We start from the raw sequence: 539 nt of genomic DNA on the forward strand, positions 1-539 counted from the left end.
GACGGAGAAGGGCGAGCGCAACCTCTGGAACGCGCTCCGCCGGATCGAGGCGGTCTCCCCGAGCTTCGTCTCGGTGACCTACGGGGCCGGTGGCTCCACCCGCGGCGGCACCGTCCGCGCGACCCAGCAGATCGCCGCCGACACCACCCTGACACCCGTCGCGCACCTCACCGCCGTGGACCACTCGGTCGCCGAGCTGCGCCACGTCATCGGCCAGTTCGCGGACGCCGGGATCCGCAACATGCTCGCGCTGCGCGGGGACCCGCCGGGCGACCCGATGGCGCCGTGGCTCAAGCACCCCGAGGGCGTGGACTACGCCGCCGACCTGGTCCGGCTGCTCAAGGAGTCCGGGGACTTCTGCGTCGGCGTCGCCGCGTTCCCCGAGATGCACCCCCGCTCGGAGGACTGGGACACGGACATCCGGCACTTCGTGGACAAGTGTCGCGCGGGCGCGGACTACGCCATCACCCAGATGTTCTTCGATCCGGAGAATTATCTGCGGCTGCGCGACAGCGTCGCGAAGGCGGGCTGCGACACCC

The 539-nt window shown here is 71.4% G+C and carries 1 protein-coding gene; it reads left to right on the forward strand.

All coding sequences use genetic code 11. From position 1 onward, the window contains the following. Nucleotides 1-539 (forward strand): methylenetetrahydrofolate reductase (locus tag G3I71_RS46320; protein ID WP_203733081.1); only part of this gene is annotated, 539 nt, incomplete at both ends.

The sequence above is a fragment of the Streptomyces sp. SID12501 genome, from assembly GCF_010550245.1.
Classification (GTDB): Bacteria; Actinomycetota; Actinomycetes; order Streptomycetales; family Streptomycetaceae; genus Streptomyces.